20 protein-coding genes are annotated in these 21547 nt (G+C 57.0%); 13 read left to right on the top strand and 7 right to left on the bottom strand.

Annotated features, from left to right (window positions below; genetic code table 11):
- Positions 1 to 3 precede the first annotated feature (3 nt).
- From RMR21_RS17780 to RMR21_RS17770, 3 genes are all read left to right on the top strand, one after another.
- Positions 4 to 732, top strand: coding sequence for an SDR family oxidoreductase (locus RMR21_RS17780; protein WP_498670793.1), 729 nt, complete (start codon positions 4 to 6; stop codon positions 730 to 732).
- A 50-nt stretch (positions 733 to 782) separates the two neighbouring features.
- Positions 783 to 2408, top strand: coding sequence for an FGGY-family carbohydrate kinase (locus RMR21_RS17775; RefSeq protein ID WP_498670791.1), 1626 nt, complete (start codon positions 783 to 785; stop codon positions 2406 to 2408).
- Positions 2409 to 2498: 90 nt separating this feature from the next.
- Positions 2499 to 2723, top strand: a complete 225-nt coding sequence (locus RMR21_RS17770; RefSeq protein WP_498670790.1) for a hypothetical protein — start codon at positions 2499 to 2501, stop codon at positions 2721 to 2723.
- 23 nt (positions 2724 to 2746) lie between these two features.
- Here the strand turns inward: RMR21_RS17770 and RMR21_RS17765 are convergent, their stop codons facing one another.
- Positions 2747 to 3058: an ArsR/SmtB family transcription factor gene (locus RMR21_RS17765; RefSeq protein ID WP_498670789.1), complete on the bottom strand. Its 312-nt coding sequence runs from the start codon at positions 3056 to 3058 to the stop codon at positions 2747 to 2749.
- Positions 3059 to 3157: 99 nt separating this feature from the next.
- On the opposite strand from RMR21_RS17765, the gene RMR21_RS17760 reads away from it, so the two are divergent.
- The gene (locus tag RMR21_RS17760) at positions 3158 to 4249 is read left to right on the top strand and encodes an NADH:flavin oxidoreductase/NADH oxidase (RefSeq protein WP_498670788.1); all 1092 of its coding nucleotides are present in this window, start codon (positions 3158 to 3160) and stop codon (positions 4247 to 4249) included.
- A 263-nt stretch (positions 4250 to 4512) separates the two neighbouring features.
- Here the strand turns inward: RMR21_RS17760 and rsgA are convergent, their stop codons facing one another.
- Together rsgA and RMR21_RS17750 are read right to left on the bottom strand one after the other, a co-directional pair.
- Positions 4513 to 5502, bottom strand: coding sequence for a ribosome small subunit-dependent GTPase A (rsgA, locus tag RMR21_RS17755; protein ID WP_498671777.1), 990 nt, complete (start codon positions 5500 to 5502; stop codon positions 4513 to 4515).
- A 135-nt stretch (positions 5503 to 5637) separates the two neighbouring features.
- The gene (locus RMR21_RS17750) at positions 5638 to 6831 is read right to left on the bottom strand and encodes an amidohydrolase family protein (protein WP_498670787.1); all 1194 of its coding nucleotides are present in this window, start codon (positions 6829 to 6831) and stop codon (positions 5638 to 5640) included.
- A 152-nt stretch (positions 6832 to 6983) separates the two neighbouring features.
- On the opposite strand from RMR21_RS17750, the gene RMR21_RS17745 reads away from it, so the two are divergent.
- Genes RMR21_RS17745 through RMR21_RS17735 form a run of 3 tightly spaced genes read left to right on the top strand, consistent with a single transcriptional unit; the run spans position 6984 to position 10482 of the window.
- On the top strand, positions 6984 to 7673 hold the full coding sequence (locus RMR21_RS17745; RefSeq protein ID WP_498670786.1) for a GntR family transcriptional regulator: 690 nt from the start codon (positions 6984 to 6986) through the stop codon (positions 7671 to 7673).
- An 8-nt stretch (positions 7674 to 7681) separates the two neighbouring features.
- Positions 7682 to 9247: a gamma-glutamyltransferase family protein gene (locus tag RMR21_RS17740; protein WP_498670785.1), complete on the top strand. Its 1566-nt coding sequence runs from the start codon at positions 7682 to 7684 to the stop codon at positions 9245 to 9247.
- 8 nt (positions 9248 to 9255) lie between these two features.
- On the top strand, positions 9256 to 10482 hold the full coding sequence (locus RMR21_RS17735) for an amidohydrolase family protein (RefSeq protein ID WP_498670784.1): 1227 nt from the start codon (positions 9256 to 9258) through the stop codon (positions 10480 to 10482).
- Between the two features lie 25 nt (positions 10483 to 10507).
- Here the strand turns inward: RMR21_RS17735 and RMR21_RS17730 are convergent, their stop codons facing one another.
- The gene (locus RMR21_RS17730; protein WP_498670783.1) at positions 10508 to 11833 is read right to left on the bottom strand and encodes an aminotransferase-like domain-containing protein; all 1326 of its coding nucleotides are present in this window, start codon (positions 11831 to 11833) and stop codon (positions 10508 to 10510) included.
- A gap of 99 nt (positions 11834 to 11932) precedes the next feature.
- Here RMR21_RS17730 and RMR21_RS17725 point away from each other — a divergent pair, with 99 nt between their 5' ends.
- From RMR21_RS17725 to RMR21_RS17705, 5 genes are all read left to right on the top strand, one after another.
- Entirely contained in the window at positions 11933 to 12886 is a 954-nt protein-coding gene (locus RMR21_RS17725) for a substrate-binding domain-containing protein (protein ID WP_498670782.1), read from the top strand.
- A gap of 27 nt (positions 12887 to 12913) precedes the next feature.
- Positions 12914 to 13801 (top strand): ABC transporter substrate-binding protein, encoded by an 888-nt coding sequence (locus tag RMR21_RS17720; RefSeq protein ID WP_498670781.1) that lies wholly within the window; start codon positions 12914 to 12916, stop codon positions 13799 to 13801.
- A complete protein-coding gene (locus RMR21_RS17715; protein WP_498670780.1) occupies positions 13798 to 14730 on the top strand; it encodes an amino acid ABC transporter permease in 933 nt (310 codons plus the stop codon). Before RMR21_RS17720 ends, RMR21_RS17715 begins: the two co-directional genes overlap by 4 nt.
- Positions 14727 to 15506 (top strand): amino acid ABC transporter ATP-binding protein, encoded by a 780-nt coding sequence (locus tag RMR21_RS17710; RefSeq protein WP_498670779.1) that lies wholly within the window; start codon positions 14727 to 14729, stop codon positions 15504 to 15506. Before RMR21_RS17715 ends, RMR21_RS17710 begins: the two co-directional genes overlap by 4 nt.
- Positions 15507 to 15578: 72 nt before the next feature.
- Positions 15579 to 16760 (top strand): M20 aminoacylase family protein, encoded by a 1182-nt coding sequence (locus RMR21_RS17705; RefSeq protein WP_498670778.1) that lies wholly within the window; start codon positions 15579 to 15581, stop codon positions 16758 to 16760.
- 75 nt (positions 16761 to 16835) lie between these two features.
- Here the strand turns inward: RMR21_RS17705 and RMR21_RS17700 are convergent, their stop codons facing one another.
- The 3 genes from RMR21_RS17700 to RMR21_RS17690 all read right to left on the bottom strand — a co-directional run bounded on the left by RMR21_RS17700 (position 16836) and on the right by RMR21_RS17690 (position 18514).
- Positions 16836 to 17654 carry an alpha/beta fold hydrolase gene (locus RMR21_RS17700; protein ID WP_498670777.1) on the bottom strand — a complete coding sequence of 273 codons (819 nt, stop codon included), beginning with the start codon at positions 17652 to 17654 and terminating at the stop codon, positions 16836 to 16838.
- A 105-nt stretch (positions 17655 to 17759) separates the two neighbouring features.
- On the bottom strand, positions 17760 to 18002 hold the full coding sequence (locus RMR21_RS17695) for a hypothetical protein (RefSeq protein ID WP_498670776.1): 243 nt from the start codon (positions 18000 to 18002) through the stop codon (positions 17760 to 17762).
- 83 nt (positions 18003 to 18085) lie between these two features.
- Positions 18086 to 18514, bottom strand: a complete 429-nt coding sequence (locus tag RMR21_RS17690; protein WP_498670775.1) for a DUF4112 domain-containing protein — start codon at positions 18512 to 18514, stop codon at positions 18086 to 18088.
- A 254-nt stretch (positions 18515 to 18768) separates the two neighbouring features.
- Here RMR21_RS17690 and RMR21_RS17685 point away from each other — a divergent pair, with 254 nt between their 5' ends.
- Complete coding sequence (locus tag RMR21_RS17685) at positions 18769 to 21408, top strand: PAS domain-containing protein (protein ID WP_498670774.1); 2640 nt, start codon at positions 18769 to 18771, stop codon at positions 21406 to 21408.
- Positions 21409 to 21547: the final 139 nt, after the last annotated feature.

The raw sequence follows: 21547 nt of genomic DNA, 5'->3' as shown, positions 1-21547 counted from the left end.
CTGATGACTGAACTCATGAAGGGCAAGGTTGCCGCTATAACGGGTGCCGCATCGGGCATCGGCCTGGAATGCGCCCGCACTCTGCTCGCCGAAGGCGCAACCGTCGTGTTGATCGACCGCGCCAGGGACAAACTGGAGACTCTGTGCGCCGAACTCGGAGAGAATGCCAAGCCCTTGGTGGTTGACCTGCTGAACGGACCTGAGGTCTCTGCCATGTTGCCGCGTATTTTGGAAGTCGCTGGTGGGCTTGACATTTTCCACGCCAACGCCGGTGCGTATGTCGGAGGACCTGTGGCGGAAGGCGATCCGGATGCTTGGGACAGGATGCTGAACCTCAACATCAACGCAGCTTTCCGCTCAGTACACGCCGTGCTTCCGCACATGATTGCCCAGAAGTCGGGCGATATTCTATTCACCAGTTCGATCGCCGGGGTGGTTCCTGTCGTGTGGGAACCCATCTACACCGCATCGAAGTTCGCGGTTCAGGCTTTCGTGCACTCCACCCGTCGCCAGGTCGCACCTCATGGCGTGCGCGTTGGCGCTGTGCTACCCGGACCGGTGGTGACGGCATTGATCGATGATTGGCCGAAGGCCAAGCTGGACGATGCACTTGCCAATGGCAGCCTGATGCAGCCGAAGGAAGTGGCAGATGCCGTTCTCTTCATGTTGTCGCGACCGCGCAACATAACCATCCGCGATCTCGTCATCCTACCCAACAGCGTCGATCTCTGATCGATGCCAGCGGCCATATTTGACTCCAAGACTTTCAAGAGCCAAGCACAATGAACAAAGCAGTGAACACGACCGTGTCAGGCTACCTCATCGGTATCGATGTCGGTACTGGAAGCGCGCGAGCTGGCCTTTTCGATCTGGATGGCCATCTGCTGGCATCGGTCAAGCAGGATATCTCGCTGTTTCGTGAAACCGGCGCGATCGTCGAGCAGTCGAGCACCGAGATATGGGATGCTGTTTGTACCGTCGTGCGGGCGGTGGTCAGCAAGAGTGGCGTCGATCCGGCGAAGGTTATTGGCCTCGGTTTCGATGCGACCTGCTCCTTGGTGGTGCTTGGCGAAGGAGGGCGACCGCTGCCGGTGGGGTCGTCGGGCGATAACACCCGCGATATCATCGTGTGGATGGATCATCGTGCCGTTTCGCAAGCAGAGCGGATCAACGCTTTGGGGCATGACGTGTTGCGTTACGTTGGCGGGCGCATTTCGCCGGAAATGGAGACGCCGAAAATTCTTTGGCTGAAGGAAAACCACCCGAAGACATTTGAGGCGGCATGGCAGTTCTTCGATCTCGCTGACTTCCTGACCTGGAAGGCCACCGGCGATCTCGCGCGCTCGACCTGCACTGTAACCTGCAAGTGGACCTATCTGGCGCATGAGCGGAAATGGGACCCGAGCTATTTCCAGAAGATTGGCCTTGGCGTCCTTGCAGATGAGGGGTTTTCCCGCATCGGCACCAGGATCGTGGAGCCAGGCACGCCTCTCGGCACAGGTTTGACGCCGGAGGCGGCGAACGCCATGGGGCTAAAGCCAAACACGGCTGTTGCCGCTGGCATGATAGATGCCCATGCCGGCGGTATCGGGACGGCCGGAGTCGGCAGCGGCCCACAGTCTAATCTCGCCTATGTCTTCGGCACCTCGTCCTGCACCATGACATCTACGATCGAGCCGGTCTTCGTGCCAGGGGTATGGGGCCCCTATTTCTCCGCCATGGTGCCCGGCATGTGGCTGAACGAAGGTGGTCAGAGTGCTGCGGGCGCGGCAATCGACCAATTGCTTTCCTTCCATCCGGCAGCCGCAGATGCGCAGGCACGGGCTTTTGCCCAAGGTGTGCCATTACCGGTGCTGATTGCCGATGCTGCTGCAACCTATGGCGACGCCTCCGAAGTCGTTCGCCTTGCCACGGGTCTGCACGTCGTTCCCGAGTTTCTCGGCAACCGTGCTCCCTTTGCCGATCCGCATGCGCGTGCCGTCATCGCCGGCCTTGGGATGGAGCGTGATTTCGACAGTCTCGTTTCACTTTATGTCGCCGGTCTGTGCGGTATCGGCTACGGCCTGAGGCAAATCATAGACACCCAGAAGAATGCCGGGGCTGATATCGAGCAGGTGGTTATCAGCGGTGGCGCCGGTCAGCATGATCTGGTTCGCCAAATTCTGGCCGACGCCTGCGGTAAGCCGGTGGTGGCTACGGGTTCGGACGAACCGGTCCTGCTCGGTTCCGCCATTCTCGGCGCCGTTGCCAGCGGCGTCTTCACCGATATGCGTTCGGCGATGACGAGTCTCTGCCGTGTGGCACGTGTCTACACACCCGTAGAGGGAGCTTTGGCCGACATTCATGAGAAGCGTTATGCCACGTTTACGGCATTTCAGGATTTGGCCCGAGCGTCCCGGGAAACCTGAACTGCCGGTGGTCGATATGATGCGGTGCATAGTTTGCGTGCGGATGTTCGTCCTGAAGACAATTTGATCGAAACACGCTTATAATCCAACATGAGCAGATTTTCAGAAACCGAAGAAGTCCTGATTGGCCGCCTGCGTAGCCTAAAGGCCGCCCCTGAGGTGTCGATAAACCTAAACGATATCGGCGTGCCGATGAAAGCGGCGGGTTTCTCGCAATCTGAGATCATCGGCGTCCTGAATGCGCTGGAGCAAGACAAGGTGATCGCCTACACGCCTGGAAACCGACTGCTTGTGCTCAAAGACCTTCCAGATTAAAAGGAATGTTTTGCCATCTTGTCTCAGTCCTGCTGACTTGCTGCATCCAGCACGGCGTCCAATAGACCCGGAAACTGCTCGTTGATTTCGTCGCGACGCAGTTCATTCAGATGCGCGGGTCCATCTGTGCTCGTAAAGACGAGGCCTCCTTCTCGCAAGACTTTGAAGTGGTGAGACATACTGGATTTGGGTCGGCCACCATCCAGTGCAGAGCATGTGGCCTGTCCCTCACGGGACAGCTGACGTACAACGCCCAGCCTGATCGGATCACTGAGGGCATAGAGCACTTGAGCAAGCGTGACGTCTTTGAGGGCGGGATGTGGAATGGCGCGCATGAGACAACCCTAGCACAACGAAATCTTATTTGATAGTTCGATTGTATTCGAACAATCAAAGTTCTATATGATGATCTCTAGTTAACAGTCGGAGCTACCATGTCATCCTTGTTTACCCCTTTTACACTCAAAGACGTGACGTTGAGAAATCGCATCGCGGTGTCGCCAATGTGCCAGTATTCGGCCGAGGACGGTGTCGTCAATGACTGGCATCATGTTCATCTCGCAGGACTTGCGCGAGGCGGAGCAGGCTTGGTGGTTGCCGAGGCGACAGCCGTATCGCCTGAAGGCCGTATCACGCCCGGATGCGCTGGCATCTGGAGCGATGAGCAGATCGAGCCCTGGAAGAAGGCGGTGGGTTTGATGAAGGCCGCAGGTGCCGTCCCCGGCATCCAGATCGGACACGCTGGCCGCAAGGCGAGCGCCAATCGCCCATGGGAGGGTGATGACCATATTGCTGCGTCTGATCCGCGCGGCTGGGAAACGTTGGCACCATCAGCCATTGCGTTCGGAGCAAACCTCGGCAAGGTACCACAGGCCATGACGATTGCCGATATCCAGCGGATCAAGGCGGACTTCGTAGCCGCTGCGAAGCGGGCGCTTGCGGCTGGCTTCGAATGGCTTGAGCTTCACTTTGCGCATGGCTATCTCGGACAGAACTTCTTTTCGACCTGGTCCAACGAGCGGACTGACAATTACGGCGGTGACTTTGACGGACGGGCCAGATTCCTGCTCGAAACGCTTGCTGCCGTTCGCGATGTCTGGCCTGAGCACCTCCCGCTCGCCGCCCGCTTCGGCGTCACAGAATTCGATGGAACAGATGACCTGGAAGAGGGCATCGAGATGGTTCGCCGTTTCAAGGACGGCGGCCTCGACATAATCGATGTCAGCATCGGGTTCTCGACGCCGACTGCGAATATTCCCTGGGGACCTGCCTTCATGGCACCCATCGCCCAACGGGTACGGCGCGAAGTTGGACTTCCGGCCACCACCAGCTGGTTCATCAGCCAGCCAAAGCAGGCCGACGCGCTGATCGCGGATGATATGGTCGACATGGTGTCGCTTGGTCGCCCGCTTCTTGCCAACAGCCATTGGCCGTATCAAGCGGCGCTTGAACTGGGTATCGACAAGCCGTCCTGGACACTTCCTGCACAATATGCTCATTGGCTGGAACGGTATAGAACTGCCTAAGGCTGAATAACCGATCTCAGCCACCGCTGGTCACGAAACCACGGTGGCTGAATTTTGGGACGCCGCAGTGCGGGCATCAAGTCAAGGTTCTGACGGGTAGGGTGCGACAGACAAGCGGTGGCAGTCTTGTCATTCGGTATCGACATCGACGCCTGACCCTTGGTAGCCTCTGCGAGAGCGTAAGGTGACGAGCACTCACGGTGTTTGAAGCATCAATTTGTGCCTGCCAAACCGTGTACGTGCCAATTGCCAGCGCTGGGCTGTCAGTATTTTTTCTTCTTGAATATCTTGTTGCCCTTCGGTCCGCTGGTCACCGGTGTTCTCTCGCGGTTTTCGGCAAGCAGACTTCGCCAGCGCGCCACGCGCTCGCTGTCCAATGCGCCGCTTTTGACAGCTGCCTGAACGGCGCATCCGGGCTCATGGGCATGGGTGCAATCGCGAAATCGGCAGAGCGGTGCGAGTTCCGTGATTTCGGCAAACAGCGTGTCGATACCGTCGCTCGCGTCGCTGACAAAAAGTGTTCTGATGCCAGGGGTATCAATGATCCAGCCGCCTCCGGACATGGCATGAAGAGACCGGGCTGTTGTCGTATGCCGGCCTTTCGCGTCCTGTTCGCGTATGGTGCCGGTTTTTTGCATCGCCTCGGGACCAAGGCCTGAAAGTGTATTGACGAGCGTTGATTTTCCAACGCCTGATGAGCCGACCAATGCCACGGTCTGGCCAGCGCCACACCATGGTTTCAACAGAGAAACCGCATCGGCTGAACGTGCATTCAAGACCACGACGGGCAGGTCACGCTGAAGCGTCTTCGCCTGCTGTTCGAATGCGCTTGCCTCATCCGTTGTGTCGGCCTTTGTCAGAACGATCACAGGGGTCGTTTCGGCCTGATTGGCCATGATGAGATAGCGCTCCAGCCTTGAGAGGTTGAAATCGGCGTTACATGACGTGACGATCAGCAGTGTATCGACATTGGCCGCAGCAAGTTGGTGCCCGTGCCCGCCTTCCAGACGTCGTTGAAAGACGGTTTTTCGCTCGAGGCGGACGGTGAGTATGCCCGTTACGGGATCGGCCAGCACCCAGTCGCCAACCGCGAAGTCCGCAGTGTTGGAATTGGGAGGAAGCTCAAGGTCGATAGGGCCTTCGACATTGATCGCGTCGATACGCGCGCGATGCACCGAGGCCACACGCGCGGGCACGAGATGCGTCTCGCTCGGTTTGACCTGTTCCGCGAAGAAATCGGACCAGCCAAGCATGTTGAGCGATAATGTCGGGCTCGAAAGTGCCAAATGGTGATCCTCGGTCGCGGACACGCGATAGCGTGCAGCCATTCTGCGGTTTGAAACTGCGTTCTATACTGAAAGCAGCGTCATCGCCACAGGCCGTTGCCGTTACCTGATGATCTGGTTGGCCTCGGCAACCAGCTTGCCTGCCTTGAACACTTTGCGTCCCCTCGGAAAGGAAACGACCGCTTCCGGGATATTTCCAGCCGCGAGTGTAACGAAATCTGCCTTGGCACCAACGTAGATACCGTATTCCTCTATCCGGAGAGCTTTTGCGCTTTCGCTGGTAACGATCTCGAATGCTGCTTTCAATTCTTCGTCTGTGTAGAAGCCGGAGCGGTAGCCGATGATCTCGGCGCGATGCAACATATCACCATCACCATAGGGCCACCACGAATCGCGAATATTGTCATTGCCACTGAAAACAGTGACGCCTTCCTGGCGCAACACCGCGACCGGCGGAAAACTGTGATTGCCGGGCGCGTTCGTCATGATCGATACACCGCTTTCCGCAATCGTTCTGGCAATCTTGCGGGCAGCGTCTGTCTGCAGATCGCCCAGCCCATAGGCATGGCTGATGGCCACACGTCCCTGCATGCCGAGGACCACCGTCCGGGCGCAAATCTCCTCGATGGTGAAGGCACCCATACTTCCGGCATCATGCAGATGGATATCGATATCCACGCCATGTTTTTCGGCAACGCCGAAGACGACATCGAGATGACCGTTCGCGTCCCGGTCGAAACTTGCCGGGTCGAGACCGCCGACGAGGTCCGCGCCGAGGGTGATTGCCTCATCCAGCAATGCTGGTGTGCCGGGACTTTTCAGAATTCCGCTTTGGGGAAAGGCAACGATCTGGATATCGATAAGATTTTTATAGTCTTCGCGAGCCGCCAGAATGGTTTCCAGCGATTTCAGCCCCACCGAGCCATCCACCATGACATGGCTGCGCATGTGAAGCGTCCCGTTGCCGATGCAAAGATCAAGCTGATCACGGGCCCGTTTGTCCATCGGCGCCGCCACGGCCATATTCTGTGCCTGGAAGGCGACCCGCTCATGGACGTCGAAACCATTGGTGCAGGGACGATGCGGTATCCATGTGTCGCCGTAAAAGCTGGTGTCGAGGTGGATATGCCCTTCCACAAAACCGGGCACCAGCAGTTCTCCCGCGACATCGACGGTCGGCTCCGACGCTGCCTTTAATCCAGCAGGTTCGATCGAGACGATTCGTCCGTTATCGACGCCGATGTCGTATGACATGCCATCGGCCAGTCTGGCATTGGTAAAGACTGTCTTCGTCATCTGCATAGAGCTCCGGGCTTTCATTTTGCAGCAGAAGGCTAGATAGATATGCACGCAAAATCAATATATATTGCATGCAATAATTCTGGTAGATTACATACGATATGTGTGTCAGAAAGCATCTTGTTGCAATGATGCGCTGGACCAGATGGATGTCGATAAATCTCAGCAGAAGCGATGCGATCTACGCGTCTCTGCGTCGCGCCATTCTTGAGCAGGCTTTGAAGCCAGGAACGAAGCTGCCTGAGGATTCCATCGGCGATACGTTTGGCGTCAGCCGAACAAGCGCTCGCAATGCCCTTCTGCGTCTCTCCTCCGATGGTCTGGTCGAGATCAAGCCCAATCGAGGCGCGGCCGTTGCGATGCCCGCCTTGGAAGAGGCGCAAGAGGTTTTTGCCCTGAGGCGTTGTCTTGAACGTGAGGTTATCAGCCGCCTGTGCATGCGCATGCCGGGAGACGGCATTGATGCTCTCGTCAGCCACGTGCGCGAGGAAGAGCGCGCTCTCCAGGCATCATCTCCACGGTCTATCCGTTTGGCAGGCGAGTTTCACATTCTTCTTGCCGAGTTGACTGGCTCCAAGCTGCTGATCGATTTCATTAGCCAGATCGTTTCGCGCTCCTCGCTAATTCTCGCCCGTTTCGGGCGTCCACATTCTGCCGAATGCGGCATCGATGAGCATATCCAGTTGATCGAGGCGTTGAAAAATCAAGATCCGGAAGCTGCTGTCAGCATCATGGATCATCACCTGCATGCGGTTGAGGATAGAGCCAAGGTGGACGAGAAGGATGATGGCCCGGATATCACCACAATTCTCAGCCGCTATATCTCGTTATCCGATTAGGGGTATCCATGCGTCAGTCTGAACATTGTGCGGCCCGCTCGAACAACGGCATGGTCACATCTCCGCACCACGTGGCGAGTGAAGCGGGTGCGAAGGTCCTGCGTCGGGGTGGTACGGCGATCGAGGCAGTGATTGCGGCGGGGGCGGCGCTCACCGTTCTCTATCCGCATTTTTGTGGGTTGGGTGGGGACGCGATATGGATTGTGGCGGACCGCACCGGTCGGCGAAAGACGATCATGGGGATAGGTCAGGCGGCGGAGCATCTTCCCGTTCTCGACGCGATACCGCAACGCGGACCGTTATCTGCACTGACAACGGCAGCCCTGGTCGATAGTTGGGGAAAAGCCTTGCAATATTCCGGCGAGAATTGGCAAGGATCGGAGAGTTTGGCGACGTTGCTGGTCGACGCGATTGAGCTGGCCGCAGGTGGTTTTCCGGTCAGCCGGTCGCAGAAGCATTGGCATGAATTTCGGGCCAATGACATTGCCAGCTGGCCTGGCTTCGAGGCTCATTTTGTGACCGAAGGCATTCAGCGTCAGCCACAATTGGCATCGACCTTGCAACGGATCGCACTTTACGGTCACCGCGAGTTTTACGATGGCGAGCTCGCCCGACGCATTGCAAAGGGTCTGCAGGCCGCGGGCAGCCCGATCCGTTTGCACGACATGCAAAAGACGGACGCGCAGATGGTCGATCCTGTATCCACGGTCTATCGCGGCATCGAACTTTTGGCGCCGCCGCCACCATCCCAAGGGGTAACGACGCTGTGCATCATGGGCGTCCTGTCGAATTTCGACATGGCCGATATCGATCCGTCATCTGCGGAGTTCTATCATCTTTGCGTCGAAGCGGTGAAGCAGGCCTTTCTTGAACGCGGCGCGATTGCCGACCCGGATTTCGTGGCGCAGGCATGCAGTGACTGGCTGAGCGAAACAGTTCTATCGCGCAAGGCCGCAGCAATCGACCGTCGAATCGCCGAACCTTGGCCCGCTGTCCATCAAACCGGCGATACGGTCTACCTTGCGGCTGTTGATCAAGAGGGACGATGCGCCAGTGTCTTGCAAAGCACCTATTATGATTGGGGAAGCGGCGTGCTGCTGGAGGACACCGGCATTCTTTGGCAAAATCGCGGCGCGGCGTTCAGTGTCGATCCTGTTAGCCCGAATGTTCTGGCATCGGGAAAAAGGCCGTTCTATACGCTCAACCCCGGCATCGGCTTGAAAGATGGCAAGCCGCATCTTCTGTATGGCACACAAGGCGCGGATGGACAGCCGCAGACACTGGCGTTGCTCTTGAGCCGGCTGATCGACCACGGTTTTGATCCGCTTTCTGCACTCTCTGAACCCCGTTTTTTGCTCGGTCGAACCTTTTCCGATATCCGAGACAATCTCAAAATAGAGGCGTCTGTTGGCGCCGATGTCATCGCGACATTGCATGCAATGGGCCATGAAACGATTGCCATACCTGCGCTCAATGCGCTGGCCGGCCAGGCGGGAGCGATCCGAATGGATAGTGACGGCTGGATCGATGGCGCGCATGATCCCCGCAGCGACGGCTGTGCGATCGGTATTTGAGGACTGAAATGCTGTTTGATCTCGTTTTTCGAAATGCGCAACTGATCGACCAGCCGCGGCCCGTGGATATCGCAGTCAAGGGCGGTCGCATCGCGGCAATTGGCGCCCATATGAGGTGCGATGCCGTCGCTGAGGAAGACGTGGAAGGACATGTGGCATTTCCTGGCTTCGTTGACGCGCATGTCCATCTCGACAAGGCTTGCATTCTGGAGCGCTGCACAATCTGCGCCGGAACATTGGAAGAAGCCGTTCGCGAAACGGCAAAAGCCAAAAGCGGATTTTCCGAAGAGGACGTTTTCAAACGCGCATCGGCCGTCGTCCGCCAAGCCATCGTTCACGGCACAACGCGTATGCGGACTTTTGTAGAGATCGATCCTCGCGCAGGCATGCGCTCATTCGAGGCCGTAAAGCGCGTTCGAGAGCGGTTTTCGTTTGCGATGGATATCCAGATTTGTGCCTTTGCCCAGGAAGGCCTGACGCAGGAGCCTGAAACGGAGCTGATGCTGGACGAGGCATTGCGCACCGGTGCCGATCTTATCGGCGGCTGTCCCTATACCGATCCGCAACCGGAGGAACATATCAGACGGATTTTTGCGCTTGCCAGAAAACATGACGTGGATGTGGATTTTCATCTGGATTTCAGTCTCGATCCGGCAAAGACCGACTTGCCAGCCGTTATCGAAGCGACACACGCGCACAACTACGGCGGCCGCGTGACGATCGGCCATGTCACCAACCTTTCTGCGCTCGATCCGGCGCAGCGTTCGGTCATTGCGCGCAAGATCGCCGCTGCCGGAATTGCCGTCACGGTTCTGCCCGCGACGGATCTTTTTTTGATGGGGCGAGATCGTCAGTCGAACGTTCCGCGCGGCGTCACGCTAGCGCATCTGTTTCTGGCAGACGGAGTACAGGCAGCAATCGCCACAAACAACGTCCTCAACCCCTTCACGCCATTTGGTGATGCCTCACTGGCACGCATGGGAAACCTCTACGCCAATATCGCGCAGCTTTCCCGTGATCAGGACATCGACGATGTCTTTGCCATGGTGAGCGCCCGCGCTTCGGCCCTTATGCGGGCTGACTACGGATTGGTCGTGGGTGCCCCCGCCGATATCGTCATTCTTGACGCTCTTGATCATCGAACCGCAATCCGATCCATCGCGCCTACGCTTGCCGGGTGGAAGGCGGGTAAAAAGACATTCGTCCGCGCTCTTCCCGAGATATTTGAGGGATGAAGGCGCTGGGCTGCGGTCCGTCAGCTTAGAGCTTGTGAGCCAGGGCAATCGCATCGGCAACAGCGTCGCGCTGCTCCGTTAACATGCTGGTCGCCACGCGTATATGGTTGCTGGGCAGGATTGAAAATTTCGAGCCGGGGTTGACTGCTATGCGCCTGGCAGCCAACGTAACCACAGCAAAGGGCTCGGACTCAACGGGAATCCAGAGCGCAAGGCCACTCCCATTCTCGACATTGACGCCCCGTGCGCGAAGGGCAATTGCAAGCCCGGTGCAGCGCTCACGATAGTGCTCGCGAGCACGCGCAATTGTCTCCCATGTCGACGGCTGGTTCAGCAACCATGCAGTAGCGCCTTGCAAGATGCGGCTGGTCCAGCCCGAACTGAAGCTTCTGTATGACTGGATCTGCTCGATGATTTCGGCTGTGCTGGATAAAATCGCCAACCGCAGATCTGGGCTCAGCGTTTTGGAATAGGATACGATGTGGATCGTCCTCTCAGGAAACCGCCCTCCCAGTGACCGTGGCGCGTCGGGCGAAATATCGGCCGTTCCGTCATCCTCCACGATCAACGTGTCGGACCCTTCCAGAATGTCGCCAAGAGCGCCCAAGCGCTCCGCACTCACTGACCTGCCGGTGACGGAGTGAATTCTTGGCTGAAAGAGAAATGCCGCCGGCCGGTGCGCCATCGCCTCCTGAAGCGACGATGGCAAAGGGCCTTCTTCATCGCATTGAACAGGCAGGATGACTACGCCGATATCCTCAAGGATATCCAGCAGTCGCATGGCAGTGGGGTGTTCGATTGCCACTGCCGAGCCTGGCTGCACAAGCGCGTGCAAGAGGGTGTAAATCGCATTGTATCCGCCATTCGTGGCCAAGAATGCCTCGGCTGCATAGGGCCATGTTTTTTCGGCAGCTTCCCGTAATTCCGGCACGATCCGGCTGCGCTCGTAACTGTTCGTTCCCGTTGCAGATGCCCCGTGCGCCATCGCTTGCGCCAATTGAGGAAGGAGGCCGGGATCGGGAACCGCGAGTGTCAGGTCGATAGAGCCTGCTCCGTAGTTGCCGGAACTTGCGAGCCTTTCCGGCTTGGCAACAAAGCGCTCGCCGCATACCCACGTACCGTTTCGTCCCCGACCGGTGATAATTTTCTGTTGACGCAGGTCACTCCATGCTTCTGAAACCGTGGCAGGGCTTACGCCGAGTTCATATGCAATATCGCGAATTGCCGGTAAACGAACGCCCAAAGGAAGGACACCGGCACGCACCAAAGCACTGGTTTCCATCGCTATTCCACGTTTCGTGCGATTGGTTATTTTTTCAGCAAACCAAGCAGCAGAAATGAAGTCGCTCATTTTTCAATCACCTTTAAATGTTCAATAACAAAATAACATTTGTGATCTATCAAATGAACATTTAATTTCGGTCTGGTGAAAGAAATCGTGAGCCTGAAAATGCCCTTGAAAATTCGTCTCGCATTGCGCGACTGGGACTATATGACGCCGCTGGTTCTGGGCGATGTTTCGTCTCCCCGCCTTGAGGTCGAAGTGGACCGCGTTGGTACGCTGGTCCCCAACATCGCGACCGATAAGCGCTATGATGCCGCCGAAATGTCGTTCAGCCGCTATGCGCAGATGCGCCATGATGGCGAAGATCATGTCGTCGGCATCCCGAATTTCATCATGCGGGGGTTTCGTCACCGCTGCATCATCACGGCGAAAGAGAGTTCAGTTCACCGTCTGAGTGACCTCGCAGGTAAAAGGATCGGTGTTACCGGTTGGCGGGATTCTGGCAACACGTGGACGCGCGCGGCGGTTCGTCGCGAAGGTGTCGGTGTGGAGGATGCCATGTGGTATGCGGGCCGCCTGACCGAAGCGCATCCGATTACCGACCGGCTCGATGGTTTTGGTCGACAAGGGAGGATCGAGGCTGCACCCGCAGAGCGCCCGATGGTGGAGCTTCTTCGTGAGGGCGGCCTCGACGCGATTTTTACGCCTTTTATGCCGGAAGGTTTCTTTGACAAGGCATCGCCGTTCCGTCAGGTGCTGTCCGATTATCGTGCGTCCGAAATCGCCTATCTCAATGATGTCGGTTATGTCCCGGGCATGCATCTGATCGGGATCAAAGCGCAGATCGTTGCGGACAATCCATGGGTCGTGGAGGAACTCAGTGATATGATCGATGAGTCTCAGCGCATCTGGCTGGCCAAACGTGAAAAATACGCCGATACGACACCGTGGATGATCGATGAGCTGAGCCGCTGTGCTGCCGATCTGCCAACTGGCTGGAACAAGAGCGGGATGGCCGCGAATGAGGCAATGATCTCTGATTTCGCCGAAGAGCTATACGAACAGAAAATCCTGCCTCGGCGCCTGTCGCCCACCGACCTCTTTCCGAAATTTGCATAAATATCAATAAATAAGGGGAATGCCGAAATGACAATCAAAATGGTCACATCGACTGTGCTTGCCGGTCTGCTGTCTGCAACCATGAGCCTTGCTCAGGACGCAGCAATTCCGGCCCAGAAAAAGGATGATGCGCTGCACGCGCGTCTGCCGGAAAAAATTCGGACCGCTGGCGAGATGACATCCGTCAATAACGGCTCGTTTCCGCCCTATGAAATCGTGACGGGTACGGAGATGACCGGCGCCAGCGCCGATCTGACAGAGGCGCTTGGCCAGCTCCTCGGTGTCAAGATCGATCATGCGACAGTGGGCGGCCTGCCAGCCCTTCTCTCTGGCGTCAATTCAGGCCGCTACCAGTTTGCATTCGGCCCGATCGGCGATTTCAAAAGTCGCGAGGAATCCAATGATTTTGTCGACTGGGTGCAGGAATTCGTCGTGTTCGCGGTTCAAAAGGGCAACCCTAAAGGCATCGTTTCGCTCGATACGGCATGTGGCCATCGCATTGCGGTGATGGCGGGCGGTTCAGCCGAACGGGTCATTCAGGAGCAGAACAAAAAATGCAGCGCCGATGGTAAGCCTATCGAAGTGCAGTCCTTTACCGACCAGCCAAGCTCAATCCTCGCCGTTCGCTCCAAACGTTCCGACGCTTTCTTCTCGTCACAGGCGCCGCTGACCTATTTTGTCAGCCAGGCTAACGGCCAGCTGGAACTCACGGGCGTCGGAGAGAAAAACGGCTTCGATAGCCTCTATCAAGGTGCAGTCGTTCCCAAGGGCTCGCCGCTGGCAGCGGTGCTGCGCGATGGTGTCAAAGTTCTCATGGACAACGGTACCTATGCCACGATCATGAAAAAGTGGGGTCTTGAAAACAATATGCTGAAAGAGCCGGGCATCAATCTCGGCGGGGCGCTGCCAAAATGACCATGGACGCCAGAACCAGCGTGTCGCTATCCGGCGATGCGTCCGAGAGAGATGTGGCAAACGCTCACACTCCGTTTCGCTATGATCGCTTCGCGCTGTGGGCCATCATTGCGCTCTTCGTGGTCAATTTTGTCTGGATCGTCGCCAACAACGAAAATTTCGGTTGGTCAATTGTGGCGGCATATTTCTTCGACCCGACCGTCATTCAGGGCCTTTATGTGAGCCTCGGCTTGACCGTGGTTGCCATGATCATCGGTGTTATGTTGGGGCTGTTGCTGGCAATTGCGCGCATGTCGACTGATGGTCTGGCAAGTTCTTTTGCGTCGCTGTTCATCTGGTTTTTCCGGGGAACGCCGCTGCTCGTCCAACTCATCTTCTGGTACAATATGTCGACCTTGTTTCCAGAGCTTTCCATCGCGATCCCGTTCGGCCCGACCTTGGCGAGCTGGGACACCAATTCCGTGATAACACCGATGACGGCGGCCATCGTTGGCCTGGCGCTCAACGAAGCGGCCTATATGGCAGAAATCATTCGTGGTGGACTGTTATCCGTGGATCGTGGACAGGCCGAGACAGCCGAAGCCTTCGGCATGACGCGGGCGCGCGCTCTTCGCCGCATCATCATTCCGCAAGCCATGCGCTCCATCGTACCACCCACCGGCAACCAGTTGATCAGCATGATCAAGGCAACATCGCTGGTCAGCGTCATTGCCATGGCCGATCTGCTCTATTCGGTTCAGTCGATCTACAACCGGACCTTTGAAATCATCCCGATGCTATTGGTTGCGGTCATCTGGTATCTGCTGATCACCTCCGTCCTCAATGTGGGGCAGGCCTATATCGAGCGGTATTACAGCCGTGGTGACCGTCGCAGCGACCCCGCCGCCAAGCCTGCCGCACCGGCGCTTATCGAGGAGCCAAGCCATTGATCGCCGCAGAGACCAGAGAGCCGCTCGTCAGGGCGCGCAATGTTCACAAGTCCTATGACCAGCTGGAAGTGCTGAAAGGCATCGATCTTGATGTTGTGCCGGGCGAAGTCGTCGCCATTCTCGGGCCCTCTGGTTCCGGAAAGTCGACTTTCCTGCGCTGCATCAATCACCTTGAATCCATCAATAAAGGGTCGATCGATGTGGATGGTGACCAGATCGGCTATCGCATGCAGCGCAACCGGTTGGTCAAGCTGTCGGCAAATGCCATTGCTGCACAGCGCCGCAAGATTGGAATGGTGTTTCAGAGCTTTAACCTCTATCCGCATTTGACGGTGCTTGAAAATATCATCGAGGCGCCGGTGGGCGTGCATGGCGAAACAAGGGCTGCTGCGATCCAACATGCCATGCAGCTTCTGGAACGGGTCGGGCTTTCTGATAAGGCGAAGAACTATCCGCGCCAGCTTTCAGGCGGCCAGCAGCAGCGCGTCGCAATCGCTCGCGCACTGGCCATCAAACCCAAGCTGATGCTGTTTGACGAGCCAACCTCGGCTCTCGATCCCGAACTGGTGGGTGAAGTGTTGAACACCATGCGCGATCTCGCCAGTCAGGGTCTTACGATGATTGTGGTTACGCACGAAATTAGCTTCGCGCGAGAGGCGGCAGACCGGGTCGTTTTTATGGATGGCGGCCACATCGTGGAAATGGGCAGGCCGGAAGAGGTGATCGGCAATCCGCAACATGAGCGGACAAAGACTTTTCTGTCCCGCTTCCTTTAGGCTCGCGCGCCAATTCCCACACTTCGCCGGTCTTTCGACCGGCGCTCTTTTTCCCGATATTGGATGAACGTCATGCTTAACGATAACAGATATGCCCGTGTTTCCGACTTCGAACCAATGGAAGCGGAGATGAAAGAGACACGCCAGTACCTTCATGCCCACCCGGAACTGTCGCAGGAGGAAACTGAAACTGCACGTTTTGTGGCTGAAAAGCTGGAAGCCTGGGGCTATGAGGTCACCCGCAATGTCGGCGGGCACGGCGTCGTTGCATGCCTGACAAACGGCACGGCCAAAAAAAGCATCGGCATTCGCGCGGATATGGATGCGCTGCCGATTCTGGAAGAGACAGGATTGCCCTATGCCAGCAAGACGCCGGGAAAGATGCATGCCTGCGGCCATGACGGCCACACGACGGTTCTGTTGGGCGCCGCAGAATATCTGGCCAAGACACGCCATTTCGACGGAACGGTGACGCTGATCTTCCAGCCCGCCGAGGAAAGTGGAAAGCCGAGTGGCGCGCAACAGATGATCGCCGACGGTCTGTTTGACCGGTTTCCCATCGACGCGATTTTCGGTCTGCACAATCATCCCGGTGCCGCGGAAGGAGCATTTCTGTTGCGGTCTGGCCCAATGATGGCTTCGTCTGATACGGTGAAGATGACGATTAAGGGCAAAGGCGGCCACGCATCACGACCGCATCTGACGATCGATCCTGTCGTCGTTGCCTGCAATCTTGTCGTTGCGCTCCAGACGGTGGTATCACGCAATATCGATCCGACGCAGACAGCCGTGGTGACCGTTGGCACCATTCACGCCGGAGAGGCCGTCAATGTCATTCCTGAACATGCCAAACTCTCGCTGAGCGTCCGCTGCTTCGAGCCTGGCATTCGCGACGTGCTGCAAGCGCGCATTACAAAACTTGCGCACGCCATTGTGGAAGGGTTTGGGGCTACGATCGATATCGACTATGAACACGGCTACCCGGTCGTTGTGAATTCGGATGCTGAAACCGTATTTGCCCGCACCGTTGCCGAAGAGCTGGTCGGCGCAGAAAACGTTTCAACCTGCAATCTGATCCCAGGCAGCGAAGACTTTGCCTATTTTCTCGAGCACAAGCCAGGGACTTTCCTACGCCTCGGCAATGGCGTCAATTCTTCCACATTACACAGTTCGAAATATGATTTTGCCGATGGTAGTCTGACTGTGGGCGCTGCGATGTGGGCAAGACTTGCAGAGCGATTCCTCCCGGCTTGATTGCCTGGCGGAGGTGGCGACGCGTCGCTTGCGCAATAAAAAAGCGCACCGCTTGTCATCGGTGCGCCTTGGACATCATCTCAGAAAATCGATGAGATCCTGATTGAGCCTTTCGGGAACGGTGGCGAACAGGCCATGAGGTTCGCCCTCATATTCGATGAGTTTTGCGCCTGAAATACCGTTGGCGGCTGCGCGCCCCGACGGCTCGATTGGCACCGTCTTGTCGCCAGTGCCGTGGATGACCAGCGTTGGTACGGTGAATGCCGAAAAGTCGGGTCTGAAATCGGTTTTTCCGAAGGCATCCACACAGTCGATCGTCGCCTTTGGACTTGCCATGACGCCCAGAATGAAGGACCAGTCAAGGATGCCTTGGCTCACAGGACTGGTCACGAACCCAACGCCATAGAATGTCTTTGCAAAGCTATGAAGAAACGCGAAGCGATCCTTTCGGATGTCTTTTTTCATGTCCTCGAAGACGCTGGCGTCCACGCCGTAGGGATTGGTCTCGTCTTTCAGTAGATAACCGGCGACGGATGCCACGAGAACGGCTTTGGAGACTTTGGACGCACCGTGTCTGGATAGATATCTAGCTATTTCGCCGCCACCCATGGAAAACCCGACGAGCGAGACGCTTTGCACATCCAGACTGTCGATAACGGCCGACAGGTCATCAGCGAAGGTGTTGTAATCGTATCCGCTTGCCGGATGCCCGGACTGGCCAAATCCGCGCCGGTCATAAGTGATGACCCGAAAACCCGCTTCAAGCAGGGCCACGGTCTGATACTCGAACATATCGCCTGTCAGCGGCCAGCCATGGATGAGAATAACGGGGTTACCTTGACCCATGTCCTTGACGTGTAACTGCGTACCGTCTTTTGCTTCTACATATGCCATCTAGTCAAACTCCCGTTGTCGATGCTGGACGGTAAAGGTGTTTGCGGCGCAACAGGTTCCTGCGGAGAACCGAATATCTTTGAATAGAATGATAAATGGGATCAATCAGTCTTGATCACCATCGCGCGTTTCCATCGCGAGGTCATGCAATACCTGCGTATCTTCGGGGTCATATTCTGCAGCCAGAATGACGCTGAGAAACGCGGCGCGTGCAATTTCCTTCTTGGTCGCCTGCGGGTGATGGTTTTTCACCGCATCGATCAGAGCTTTCGGCTTCATGCCGGGCTCCGCCAGACCTTTGATGGTCTCGGCTATTTTTTCGATCTCTCGCAGTTTGCCTTCGCGCATTTCATCTCTCCGCTCGTTATGCGGCGGCAAGGTCGCATTGTTTTATGAGCGTTATATGAAAGACGCGAAGGCGACCGGCTGAATCACCTCTTGCGGTGCAAGTCGTCCCGATCAACGCCGAAATGGTCGAAAATCATATCGACATTGCGACGGTGGGATTTGAAATAGAGGTCGAAGATGTCGCCCAGCAGCGGGACGCTACCGACCACGGAATCCAAGGCAACGTTGCCGACCATGCGGGCCAATTTTTCCGGCGGAATACCGAGGCGGCGCGCTTCGTTCACGATGTAGAGGCCAACCAGCGCACCTGCGCCGTCTCCGACGAGAGGCACGAGGCCCAAGATGGAATCGGCGCCAAATCGAAGGCGGGTTCCAGGAATGCCGATGGCCGTATCCATCAGGCGCGCAACACCTGAAAGGCGCCGCAGCCGACGCAGGCGTGCTGCAGTGTCAACAAACTCACGTGCGTCATCACCACCGGCGTGGCTGGCATTCCATGTTTTTTCGGCCATGAGGTGCTCCATCAGCAAACGGGAAAATATCCGCTCTAAATGAATGGGGACGCCGATGACGCTGTTCAAGTCTTGGTGTTTACGATTGTCCCTGTTGTATCACTGATCGCGTCTGCAAACATGCCGCGTGCCCTTTTGTATTGTGTGCCAAGTTTATCGCGCAGCGCGCAACCTCTCTTTCCCGAATGCATTTCATACACTACATGTATCAATGAGGGGATCGCCGCCGCGGCAATCCAGAGCGGATGCCGAATTTGACACGTCACGAAACGAACGATCTGCGCCTCGCCGAGTTGCAGTCCTACGGCATACTGGATACGCCGCCCGAAGCTGGCTTCGACGATATCGTTGGCCTCGCAACGCTGCTCTGTGATGCGCCGGTAGCCCTTGTGAGTTTTGTCGATAGCGACCGGCAATGGTTCAAGGCACGCCAGGGTTTTGATCCCTGCCAGACGAACCTTGAAAGCTCTGTGTGCCGTCATGTGCTGGGCATGACCCAAATCCTCGAAGTGCCTGATCTGACCAAAGACCCGCGCACGGCAAACAACCCTTTGGTCGTGGATGTCCCGCACATTCGATTCTACGCAGGCGCACCGCTCATCACGTCGAGCGGGCATACGCTCGGCACCTTATGTGTGCTGGATCATGTGCCGCGACCTCAGGGCCTGACAGGATCGCAACGCGGTGGGCTTGAAGCGCTTGCGCGTCAGGTCATGATGCAGCTGGAACTGCGCAAACTGGCCGTGGACCGCACGCGCATGCTCGCCGAGCGAATAGAGGACCAAGCGCAGTATCAGGAAGTTTCCGAAAAGCTGGCTGCCGCCCAGAGAGCTGGCGGCGTGGGGCTTTTCACGCTCGATATCGCGACCAACACCGTCAAGGGAACGCAGGAGTTTTCACGCACGTTCGGCCTCGAACATCTGGATGAACGCCCAGCGCGGGAACTTGAAAGCCTTGTGATCCCCATGGATGACAAGCTGGTCTCTCACGAAGACAACCGGCGCACAGGTGAAGCTCCGACCGATGTGGAATATCGCATTCGAAAAGCGGACACGGGTGAAATCCGCTGGATCGCACGAAAAGGCGATTTTCAATTCGATGACAATGGTCGCCCGGTCGGGTTCATTGGCGTTACGCGTGACATCACAGCGCGCAGGCAAGCCGAAGAGAAGTTGCGTAAAGCGCAGGAAACGCTGGAGCTTGCTCTCGACGTGACGGAGATGGGGACATTCGATTACGACCTCGTTGCCGACACTCTGGTGTGGGATGATCGGTGCCGCACGCTGTTTGGTTTGCCGCAAGATGCCGACGTCGATTACGAGACGTTTCTGACGGGCTTGCACCCGGATGATCAGGAGCGGACGCATGACGCCGTCAAGGCGGCAATAGACCCACAAGGCGATGGCATTTTCGATGTGGAATATCGCACGATCGGATTGGCCGATGGTGTCGAGCGATGGGTTGCGGCCAAGGGCAAAACCTTTTTCCATGGCGCGAATGCGCTTCGCTTCATCGGTACCGTCAGAGATATTACGCGGGCAGGGGAGGCCCAACGCCGCCTGCGCGAGGCGGAAGAGCGTTACCGCTTCGCCAGTCGTGCAACCAACGACGCAATTTGGGACTGGGATTTCGAAACCAATTTCGTCCTTTGGAACGAGGCTTTGACCACCGCTTACGGCCATGACCCGGATAGAATCGAGCCGACGGGCGCGTGGTGGATCGACCATATTCATCCCGATGACCGCCAGAGGATCGATCATTCGATCCACGCCGTCATCGACGGGACGGAGACTGAATGGACCGATGGCTATCGCTTCAAGCGTGCTGATGGCACCTATGCTCCGGTCTTTGATCGAGGTCACGTCATTCGAGATGAACAGGGTCGCCCACGCCGGATGATTGGCGCGATGCTGGATCTGACAAGGCTACAAAAGGCAGAAGCGGAACTGCTTGAAAGCCAGAAACAGCTTCATGTCGAGCGCGGTCTTCTCGAGGCCGTCGTCCAGCAGGCGCCTATCGGAATATCCATCATTTACGCCGATGGTCACGAGACGTTCAACACCAGGCTCGAACAGATGTTCGGGCAGCAGGTGACGACAAAGGGCGGAGTTCTTGCGCTTGGAGTGCTCGTTCCTGATGCAGCGGAGGCCGAGCGCCTCATCGAGCACCAGAACGAGCAGGGCGAAAATCGCAGATACGAGGTGACCACCACGCCTGTCCGAGACCACAGCGGCGGCATTCTGGCGACACTTGCGCTGGTCATCGATGTCGAGGATCGCAAGCAGGCGGAAGAACGACGCGCCTTGCTCAACCGCGAGCTTTCTCACCGGCTCAAGAATTCATTGGCCATCGTGCAGTCCATCGTGAGCCAGACGTTGCGATCGGCACCCGATGTGAAGTCTGCGCAGCGGACACTTGCGCCGCGCATCAATGCATTGGCAACAGCCCATGAAACATTGTTGACGGGCCATCGCGATGCTGCCCTTGTGGCGGAACTGGTAAGATCTGCCACATCCATCCATGCCGGTAGCGACCGTATCAGCGCAAATGGCCCGGATGTTCTCCTTGGTCCGCAAGCCTCGCTTGCGCTATCCCTTGTTCTTCACGAGCTTTCCACCAATGCCTTGAAATATGGCGCCCTTTCTGTTGCGGAGGGACGCGTGGGCATCAGCTGGAGCGTCGAAGGGGCGTCTCCGGACGCCCCGAAAATACTGAGGTTCACGTGGATGGAATCGGGTGGTCCGCTCGTGACCGCGCCGCAGCAGCGCGGGTTCGGCACCCGGTTGATCGAAATCGGCCTTGGTGCCGGCCAACGGGCATCGCAGATCGATTACCGTCCAGAAGGGCTGCACTACCAGGCGGAAGCGGAATTATCGGCTCTGGAGGCCAAGTAAGCCTCCAGACGTTGGTGCGTCACTGAAGTGCTGGTTTCTTCAAAGAGCCGCAGCCTGCTGCATATGGGCGATCAGGTTGGTTCGAGTATCGCAAATGGCAAGGCGCTGTTGTTTGACAAAGCAAACGAGCGCCGTATCG

The organism is Agrobacterium sp. rho-8.1 (assembly GCF_033957725.1).
Taxonomy (GTDB): Bacteria; Pseudomonadota; Alphaproteobacteria; order Rhizobiales; family Rhizobiaceae; genus Agrobacterium.
This window is presented reverse-complemented; position numbering and strand designations above follow the sequence as displayed.

Bases quoted from the DNA above. Each gene is read 5' to 3' on its own strand.
- RMR21_RS17780 (WP_498670793.1), top strand. From the start codon at position 4: ATGACTGAACTCATGAAGGGCAAGGTTGCCGCTATAACGGGTGCCGCA.
- RMR21_RS17775 (WP_498670791.1), top strand. From the start codon at position 783: ATGAACAAAGCAGTGAACACGACCGTGTCAGGCTACCTCATCGGTATC.
- RMR21_RS17770 (WP_498670790.1), top strand. From the start codon at position 2,499: ATGAGCAGATTTTCAGAAACCGAAGAAGTCCTGATTGGCCGCCTGCGT.
- RMR21_RS17765 (WP_498670789.1), bottom strand. From the start codon at position 3,058: ATGCGCGCCATTCCACATCCCGCCCTCAAAGACGTCACGCTTGCTCAA.
- RMR21_RS17760 (WP_498670788.1), top strand. From the start codon at position 3,158: ATGTCATCCTTGTTTACCCCTTTTACACTCAAAGACGTGACGTTGAGA.
- rsgA (WP_498671777.1), bottom strand. From the start codon at position 5,502: ATGCTTGGCTGGTCCGATTTCTTCGCGGAACAGGTCAAACCGAGCGAG.
- RMR21_RS17750 (WP_498670787.1), bottom strand. From the start codon at position 6,831: ATGACGAAGACAGTCTTTACCAATGCCAGACTGGCCGATGGCATGTCA.
- RMR21_RS17745 (WP_498670786.1), top strand. From the start codon at position 6,984: ATGTCGATAAATCTCAGCAGAAGCGATGCGATCTACGCGTCTCTGCGT.
- RMR21_RS17740 (WP_498670785.1), top strand. From the start codon at position 7,682: ATGCGTCAGTCTGAACATTGTGCGGCCCGCTCGAACAACGGCATGGTC.
- RMR21_RS17735 (WP_498670784.1), top strand. From the start codon at position 9,256: ATGCTGTTTGATCTCGTTTTTCGAAATGCGCAACTGATCGACCAGCCG.
- RMR21_RS17730 (WP_498670783.1), bottom strand. From the start codon at position 11,833: ATGAGCGACTTCATTTCTGCTGCTTGGTTTGCTGAAAAAATAACCAAT.
- RMR21_RS17725 (WP_498670782.1), top strand. From the start codon at position 11,933: ATGCCCTTGAAAATTCGTCTCGCATTGCGCGACTGGGACTATATGACG.
- RMR21_RS17720 (WP_498670781.1), top strand. From the start codon at position 12,914: ATGACAATCAAAATGGTCACATCGACTGTGCTTGCCGGTCTGCTGTCT.
- RMR21_RS17715 (WP_498670780.1), top strand. From the start codon at position 13,798: ATGACCATGGACGCCAGAACCAGCGTGTCGCTATCCGGCGATGCGTCC.
- RMR21_RS17705 (WP_498670778.1), top strand. From the start codon at position 15,579: ATGCTTAACGATAACAGATATGCCCGTGTTTCCGACTTCGAACCAATG.
- RMR21_RS17700 (WP_498670777.1), bottom strand. From the start codon at position 17,654: ATGGCATATGTAGAAGCAAAAGACGGTACGCAGTTACACGTCAAGGAC.
- RMR21_RS17695 (WP_498670776.1), bottom strand. From the start codon at position 18,002: ATGCGCGAAGGCAAACTGCGAGAGATCGAAAAAATAGCCGAGACCATC.
- RMR21_RS17690 (WP_498670775.1), bottom strand. From the start codon at position 18,514: ATGGCCGAAAAAACATGGAATGCCAGCCACGCCGGTGGTGATGACGCA.